This is a genomic window from Amycolatopsis minnesotensis (genome assembly GCF_039529815.1).
Taxonomy (GTDB): domain Bacteria; phylum Actinomycetota; class Actinomycetes; order Mycobacteriales; family Pseudonocardiaceae; genus Amycolatopsis; species Amycolatopsis minnesotensis.
In genome coordinates this window covers 166,094-174,124 of sequence record NZ_BAAANN010000019.1, presented here as the reverse complement: position 1 = coordinate 174,124, position 8,031 = coordinate 166,094, and the positions used below count along the sequence as shown (strand labels likewise).

General features: G+C 70.7%; 6 protein-coding genes. 4 read left to right on the top strand and 2 right to left on the bottom strand.

Features of this window, described 5'->3' with window-relative positions; translation table 11 throughout:
* Positions 1 to 151: 151 nt before the first annotated feature.
* On the bottom strand, positions 152 to 571 hold the full coding sequence (locus ABD256_RS24210; protein ID WP_344423051.1) for an SdpI family protein: 420 nt from the start codon (positions 569 to 571) through the stop codon (positions 152 to 154).
* A gap of 65 nt (positions 572 to 636) precedes the next feature.
* Between ABD256_RS24210 and ABD256_RS24205 the strand changes: the two genes are divergently transcribed.
* Both ABD256_RS24205 and leuS read left to right on the top strand, forming a co-directional pair.
* Positions 637 to 1,797 carry an esterase-like activity of phytase family protein gene (locus ABD256_RS24205; RefSeq protein WP_344423048.1) on the top strand — a complete coding sequence of 387 codons (1,161 nt, stop codon included), beginning with the start codon at positions 637 to 639 and terminating at the stop codon, positions 1,795 to 1,797.
* Positions 1,798 to 1,965: 168 nt separating this feature from the next.
* Positions 1,966 to 4,806, top strand: a complete 2,841-nt coding sequence (gene leuS / locus ABD256_RS24200) for a leucine--tRNA ligase (protein WP_344423045.1) — start codon at positions 1,966 to 1,968, stop codon at positions 4,804 to 4,806.
* Positions 4,807 to 4,812: 6 nt separating this feature from the next.
* Here the strand turns inward: leuS and ABD256_RS24195 are convergent, their stop codons facing one another.
* A complete protein-coding gene (locus ABD256_RS24195) occupies positions 4,813 to 5,556 on the bottom strand; it encodes a TetR/AcrR family transcriptional regulator (protein WP_344423042.1) in 744 nt (247 codons plus the stop codon).
* A 160-nt stretch (positions 5,557 to 5,716) separates the two neighbouring features.
* Here ABD256_RS24195 and ABD256_RS24190 point away from each other — a divergent pair, with 160 nt between their 5' ends.
* Both ABD256_RS24190 and ABD256_RS24185 read left to right on the top strand, forming a co-directional pair.
* Positions 5,717 to 6,814 carry a hypothetical protein gene (locus ABD256_RS24190; RefSeq protein ID WP_344423039.1) on the top strand — a complete coding sequence of 366 codons (1,098 nt, stop codon included), beginning with the start codon at positions 5,717 to 5,719 and terminating at the stop codon, positions 6,812 to 6,814.
* Positions 6,815 to 7,074: 260 nt separating this feature from the next.
* Positions 7,075 to 8,007 (top strand): ribokinase, encoded by a 933-nt coding sequence (locus ABD256_RS24185; RefSeq protein WP_344423036.1) that lies wholly within the window; start codon positions 7,075 to 7,077, stop codon positions 8,005 to 8,007.
* Positions 8,008 to 8,031: the final 24 nt, after the last annotated feature.

The following is an 8,031-nucleotide window of genomic DNA, read 5'->3' as shown; positions in this document are numbered from 1 at the left end:
CCCCCGCAAAACCCTCAACTGGCTCACCCCCAAAGAAAAACTCACCATGCTACTGTCCTAAATAGAGCATGTTGCGACCACCGCATGAATCCGCCACGCCTTCGGGGCATCTAACGCCGTGAAGGTCACCTTCGGGGCAGGAAAGTCGACGTCAGGCGCGGTTCAGGGCGCTCGCCACGCCGCAGCCGCCCGCGCCGCACGCGCAGCCGGAGCACCCGGCGGGCGCGAGCGCGGGAGCGGGCACGGTTTCCGCGGCCTTGTTCCCGAGCACTCCCCCGGCCATGACCAGCGCGACCAGGCCGGCGAGCCCGACGAGCGCGCCGACGAGCAGGCCGGACGTGGCGGGCATCACGAGCCCGGCGATCCCGCCGACGACGGCGATCGCGCCGCCGGCCATGATCGGCAGCCCGGCGACCTTGTTGCCGAGCCGGAACGCCTCGTCGCTGCGCAGCGTGGCGGCGGTGCGGACACCGACGGCGGAGTCGCGGGCGAGTTTCTCCCGCCACCCGGCGAAACCGCCGAGTGCGGCGACGAGCCCGGCGAGGATGACGACCAGCGCGATCACGAACACCACTTCAGGATAAGCGTGACGCCGGGGCAACCTGCCAGCTACCTTGATCCGCTGTGCTGCACGCCATGTCGAGAACCAGGATCGCCGCGACCTTGACCGCGGCCGCCGTGATCACCACCGCGCTCACCCCCGCCGCCTCGGCGGCCCCCGACCGGCCCACCCACGAGGTCCGCCTGCTCGGCGAGCGGATCGTGCCGAACGACCTCGTCTTCCAGGGGACCACGGTCGGCGGGCTGTCCAGCATCGACTACGACCCGCGCACCGGCGGGTACGTGTTCATCTGCGACGACCGGTCCGCGATGCAGGCCGCCCGCTTCTACACGGCGAAGTTCGACGTCGGCGCGAAGGGCGTCGGGCCGGTGACCTTCACCGGCACGCACCCGTTCCGGCGCCCGGACGGCACGACCTACCCGCCGCTGGCGGAGAACGACCCGTCGCGGCCGCAGAACGAGCGGACGGTCGACCCGGAGGAGCTGCGCGCCGACCCGTGGACCGGCGACTACTTCTGGTCGCAGGAAGGGGAGCGCACCGCGACCACGCTCATCGACCCGTCGATCCGGAGGGCGGGTCGCGACGGTGCCTACGTCCGCGACCTGCCGCTCCCGGCGAACGAGAAGATGATCCCCGGCGCGGGGCCCCGCCAGAACCTGGCCATCGAGGGGCTCACCTTCGCCGGGCTCGGGTCGCTGATCGCCAGCTCCGTCGAGGGCCCGATGCTGCAGGACGGTCCCGATGCCACGCCCGAGCACGGCGGGCTGGACCGCATCACGGTGCAGAGCCGGTTCGGGCCGGTGCTCGCGCAGTACGCCTATCCCGAGGAGAAGGTGTTCGCGGCGCCGAACCCGCCCGGTGCGTTCGCCACCACCGGCATCTCCTCGCTGCTCGCGGCCGATCCGGTCGACCCGTCGAAGTTCCTCGTCATGGAGCGCTCGTTCGTCACCGGCGTCGGCAACAAGCTCCGCATCTACGAGATGGACACCAAGGGCGCGACGAACGTGCTCGGCGTGAAATCGCTGGCCGGGGCGAAGAACGTCAAGCCGGTGCGCAAGCGGCTCGTCGCCGATCTCGCCGATTTCCCGCTGTCCACGTTGTCCACTGTGGATAATGTGGAGGGGATGACCTGGGGCCCACGGCTGCCCTCCGGTGAGCGCACGCTGGTGCTGGTCAGCGACAACAACTTCTCGGCGACCCAGGTCACGCAGCTCATCGCGCTGGCCATCCGGTAGTCGGCGCGGCTTGACCAGCGGCTACCATGGTGGTCGTGAACACGGCTCGGCTGCTTCTTGGCCTGCCGCGCTGATCAGCCCGACGCGGATCAGCGCGGCGACCCCTCACGCCCACGGGCTGAGGGGTCGAGTTGTTTCTGGACACCTTTTGCGAGACGGGATTCGGCGATGAGTGAGGCGACTGGCGGCCCCGAGCACCGCTACACCGCGGAGCTGGCGGGCAGGATCGAGCAGCGCTGGCAGGACTACTGGGCCGACAACGGCACCTTCCACGCGCCCAACCCGGTCGGCCCGCTCGCCGGTGACGACGTCCCTTCGGACAAGCTGTTCGTCCAGGACATGTTCCCGTACCCCTCCGGCTCCGGCCTGCACGTCGGGCACCCGCTCGGCTACATCGGCACCGACGCCTACGCGCGCTACCACCGGATGATCGGGCGCAACGTGCTGCACGCGCTGGGCTACGACGCGTTCGGCCTGCCTGCCGAGCAGTACGCGGTGCAGACCGGCACGCATCCGCGCACCACCACGCACGCCAACATCGCGAACATGCGCCGCCAGCTGGGCAGGCTGGGCCTCGGCCACGACGACCGGCGCTCGGTGGCCACCACCGATCCCGGGTTCTACAAGTGGACGCAGTGGATCTTCCTGCAGATCTTCAACTCCTACTACGACGAGAAGGCCGCCAAGGCGCGTCCGATCGCCGAGCTGGAGCAGGAGTTCGCCGACGGCGCGCGCCCGACGCCGGACGGCAGGCCGTGGGCCGAGCTGAGCACCGTCGAACAGCGCCAGGTGATCGACTCCCACCGGCTGGTCTACATCTCCGACGCGCCGGTGAACTGGGCGCCGGGGCTGGGCACCGTGGTGGCGAACGAAGAGGTCACCGCGGACGGCCGCAGCGACCGCGGCAACTTCCCGGTGTTCCGCAAGAACCTGAGCCAGTGGATGATGCGGATCACCGCCTACGCCGACCGCCTGATCGACGATCTGGACCTGCTGGACTGGCCGGAGACGGTCAAGGCCATGCAGCGCAACTGGATCGGCCGTTCGCGCGGCGCGCGCGTCACCTTCCGCGCCGGTGGCGAAAGCATCGAGGTGTTCACCACCCGCCCGGACACGCTGTTCGGCGCGACGTACCTGGTGCTCGCGCCCGAGCACCCGCTGGCCGGAAAGCTGACCGCGGACGCGTGGCCCGGCGAGCACCGGGAGAGCTGGACCGGTGGCGCGGCGACGCCGGCCGAGGCGGTCGCCGCCTACCGCGCCGCGGCCGCGCGCAAGTCCGACCTGGACCGCCAGGAGAACAAGGAGAAGACCGGCGTCTTCACCGGTTCGTTCGCGGTGAACCCGGTCAACGGCAAGGAAATCCCGGTCTTCGTCGCCGACTACGTGCTGATGGGCTACGGCACCGGCGCGATCATGGCGGTGCCCGCGCAGGACCAGCGCGACTACGACTTCGCCACGAAGTTCGGGCTGGAGATCATCCGCACGGTCGACCCCGGCGCGGATTTCGACGGCGAGGCGTTCACCGGCGACGGGCTGGCGATCAACTCCGCCAACGACTCCCTGAGCCTGGACGGGCTCGGCGTCGCCGAGGCGAAGAAGGCGATCATCGGCTGGCTGGAGGAGCACGGCCACGGTGCCGGCACCGTCCAGTACAAGCTGCGGGACTGGCTGTTCGCGCGCCAGCGGTACTGGGGCGAACCGTTCCCGATCGTCTACGACGAGCACGGCATGCCGGTCGCGGTGCCGGAGGACCAGCTCCCGGTCGAACTGCCCGAGGTCGACGACTACACGCCCCGCACCTTCGACCCCGACGACGCGGACTCGGTGCCGTCGCCGCCGCTGTCCAGGGCGACGGGCTGGGTCGAGGTGACCCTGGACCTCGGTGACGGGCCCAAGAAGTACCGCCGCGACACCAACGTGATGCCGCAGTGGGCCGGGTCCTGCTGGTACCAGCTGCGCTACGTGGACCCGACGAACTCCGACGCGTTCGTCGCGCCGGAGAACGAAAAGTACTGGGTGGGCCCGCGTCCCGCCGAGCACGGCGCGGACGACCCCGGCGGCACGGACCTCTACGTCGGCGGGGTCGAGCACGCGGTGCTGCACCTGCTGTACTCGCGCTTCTGGCACAAGGTGCTCTTCGACCTCGGCCACGTTTCGTCGAAGGAGCCCTACCGCCGCCTGTTCAACCAGGGCTACATCCAGGCGAACGCCTACCGCGACGCGAGGGCCATCCCGGTGCCCGCCGACGAGGTCGAAGAGCGCGACGGCAAGTTCTTCCACGGCGGCGAAGAGGTCTTCCAGGAGTACGGGAAGATGGGCAAGAGCCTGAAGAACGCGGTGACCCCGGACGAGATGTTCCGCGACTACGGCGCCGACACGTTCCGGTTCTACGAGATGGCGATGGGCCCGCTGGCCGATTCGCGCCCGTGGGTCACCAAGGACGTCGTCGGCGCGCAGCGGTTCCTGCAGCGGCTGTGGCGGCTGTTCGTGGACGAGGAGACCGGCGCGTTCCGGGTGTCGGATTCGGCCGCGACCGACGAGGACCGCAAGCGGTTGCACCGCACCGTCGCCGGGGTCCGCGAGGACTACGCCGAGCTGCGGTTCAACACCGCGGGCGCGAAGCTCATCGAGCTGAACAACCACCTGACGAAGACCTACGGCACGGCCGCCGCCACGCCGAAGGAGCTCGCCGAGCCGCTGGTGATGATGCTGGCGCCGCTGTGCCCGCACCTGGCCGAGGAGCTGTGGCAGCGGCTGGGCCACCAGGGCTCGCTCGCGCACGGCCCGTTCCCCGCGGTCGACGAGCGGTACCTGGTCGAGGACACCGTGGAGTACCCGATCCAGGTCAACGGCAAGGTCCGCTCGCGGATCACGGTGGCGGCCGACGCGAGCCGCGAGGACGTCCAGGCGGCGGCGCTGGCGGACGAGAAGGTCGTCGCGCTGCTCGAAGGCGCCGAGCCGCGCAAGGTGATCGTGGTGCCGAAGAAACTGGTCAACGTGGTGCGCTGAGCGGGGTCAGGTGACCTGGAGCCCGATTTCCCTGGCGAGGTCGGCGAGCATGGCGTCGAACAGGACATCGGGTTTGCTCACCGGGATGGGGTAGTTCCCGAAGACCTCCAGCGTCACGTGGCCGTAGAGGCGGGCCCAGAACTGGATCATCAGGTACGTGGTGCCGAGGTCGAGCTTCTCGGCGGGGAACGCGAGACCCGATTCGGTGAGCACGGCCAGCAGCTCGCCCTGGAACGCCGCGAGATCGTCCCGCAGCTCGGACGGCACCTGCTCCTCCGGCGGCGTGGCCAGCGTCTGGGTGGCGAGCACCTGGCCCGCGGTGATCAGGAAGATCCGCCCGAACGGTTCGTCGACCCTGCTCAGCGTCGTGACACTGCCCGCGGCCGAGCCGACCTCGCCGGTCGGCGACGCGAACACCAGCGTGAACTCCTTGGTGTGCGTCAGCGCCCAGCGGCGGAAGCCCTTGCAGATCGCGAACAGCTGGAGCGCGCCGTCGTCGGGCATGCCCACGATGTCCTCGGCCAGCTCCGCGGCCAGATCGGCGCACACGTCGAGCCGGAGGTGCTCGATCAGGTCGTCCCGCGAGCCGTAGTAGCGGTAGAGCGCGGGTGCGGTGATGCCGAGCTCGCGCGCGATCGCCCGCAGCGTGACCGCCTCCGGGCCCTGCTCGACCAGCAGCGTCCGCGCGGTCTGCCGGATGTCGTGGTCCGTTGCCGCGCGCTCCCTGCTCCGGCGGCTTGGCTTGTCCATCCTCACCCCCCACCTCACCTCGTCGGCGTATCCCCGCAGTCTAGGAGTGCGCGCGATCCGCGACGGCCGGCGCACCGCCGGAATCGCGCGAAACGGCATCGCGGCCGATGCCCGGTATGCGAAACTCGGCCCCGGTTCATCGGGACCCTGGGGGGCGCACATGACGGTCCGGATCCATCGGCTCCAGCGACGGGGCCCCGGCGTGGTGGCCGGTGCGCTGATCCTGCTGGCGCTGGGCGGCTACTGGGTCACCAACGTCGTCGACGGGCATTGGGCAGGCTCGTGGCTCAACGTCATCGGCGCGTCGGTGTTCGGCGTGATCTCGCTGGTGTCGGCGGTCGCGATGCTCTACCGGCGGTTCTTCCGCAAGCCGCGGCTCGACGAGCTGTTGGCCGACGCGCGCGGCCTGACACGCGTGGTGTCGGGGACCGTCAAGTGGTCCGTCGGCTGGCACGAACTGCGCGGCGCCGAGCTGAAGCGGACGTTCACCGGCTACGACGAGACCGAAGCGGGCCCCGAGGCCTACGAGCTGGTGCTCGCCGGGACCTTCCCGCGGCACCAGGACGGCCGGATGACCGTCGACTTCGAGCTGACCCCCGGCGAGGCGGGTGAGCTGCGGCGGGTCATCCCGGCCCGGTTCGGCGGCGCCGAGGAGCCGACCGTCGAGATCAGGAAGGACCGGATCGCACCAGGACACCCGCGCGGGGCCGGGGCGGTGCCGACGGTCGTCGTCCACCTCCAAGCGGTCGGCACCGGCCTGGTCGCCAGGATCGGCACGCTCGGCGTGGTGCTCGCGCTCGGGTTCTTCCTCCTGCGCCGGTACGCCGACGGCGTCCTCCACGACATCGCTTACCCGGCGGCCTCGTTCGGGCTCGCCATGGTGTTCGTCGCGGTGGGCCTCAAGGTGAGCGCGACGAGTTCGAAGCAGCCGCGCATCGAGCTGACGGCGCGCGGGTTCGAGTGCCGTCCAGGCGGCACGAGGCCCGCGGTCGCGCTCTGGTGGGACGAAATCGCGCGCCTGCGCCGGGTGGATCGGGGGATCGAGTACCTGCCGTCCTACGCCGACTACCCGCGGCGGCATCCGGAAGCGGTGTTCCCCGGCAGCGAGCCCGGCTGGTACCGGCTCCCGGTGAAGATGTCGCGGACCGGCGCGAAGAACTTCGCCCACGCCGTCGAGACGCGGTGGCCCGCGTTCTTGGAGACCGGCGGCCTCGAAAGCGGGGCGCCGCCGGCACCGATCACTCGGGGGGCTACGTGATCGGTGCCGGCGACCCGATGCCCCCTCGGCGGTTTCTCAGGCCACTGAGCGGGCAACGCCGCTTCGCGGACGAAGCGACGAGTTTGGAGAGGGTCACGGTTCATCGAAGTGACGCCTGGGGGATGGATATACCCCGATCGAGTGAACCGCGGCAAGCACTCGCCTTAGTGTCGCATTCGGAACCTGGGGAGTTACAAAGTTCTTCACATATGCATAGCCGGTGATGGGAGTCGCGGCGCCAGCCGTGGCAGGCTGCGGGCATGACGCACGAGGAACTGGCGGCAGGCTCCGCCGCGGTGCTGGTGGTCGGCTCCGCCAACGTCGATCTGGTCGTGCCCGCCGACCGGCGGCCGGGCGCGGGCGAGACCGTGCTCGGCGGTGACACCGCGGTTTCCCCTGGTGGGAAGGGGGCGAACACCGCGGTCGCGGCCGGGCGCCTCGGTGCGCGGGTGGCGCTGCTCGGCGCGGTGGGCGAGGACGCCTACGGCGGGGTCCTGCTGGACTCGCTCCGCGACGCGGGCGTGCACACCGGCCTCGTCCGCGAGACCGGCAGGCCGACCGGGATCGCCTACATCACGGTGACCCCGGACGGCGAAAACTCGATCCTGGTGTCCCCCGGCGCGAACAGCGCCCTCGTGCCCACCGACGTGGACGACGTGGCCGACGCGGATGACGTGGACGATGTGGACGACGTGTACGACGGCGTCCGGGTGGTGGTCGCGTCGCTGGAGATCCCGTTGCCGGTGGTGGAGCGCGCGCTCGAAGCCGCGGCAGCGGCCGGGGTGACGACGGTCCTGAACCTCTCACCGGTGGCGAAGGTCCCGGACGCGACGCTGGCCGCGCTCGACGTGCTGCTGGTCAACGAGCACGAGGCCGCGTGGCTGCTCGGCGGATCGAGCCTCGGCGATCCGGGCGCGCTGCTCGACCTTGGCCCGAAGGCGGCCGTGGTGACGATCGGCGCCCGCGGCGCGCTGGTGGTGACCGCGGAAGGCGTGCGCGAAGTGCCTTCGCCGAAGGTGAAGCCGGTCGACACGACCGGCGCGGGTGACGCGTTCGCCGGTGCGCTGGCCGCCTCGCTCGCCGAAGGCGCTTCGCTCGCGGACGCGTCGGCGCGCGCGGTCGAAGTCGCGGCGGTCTCGGTGACCCGTCGTGGCGCGCAGCCGTCCTACCCGACCAAGGAGGAGCTGTCATGATGGAGCGAGCCAGGGTGTCGTCCA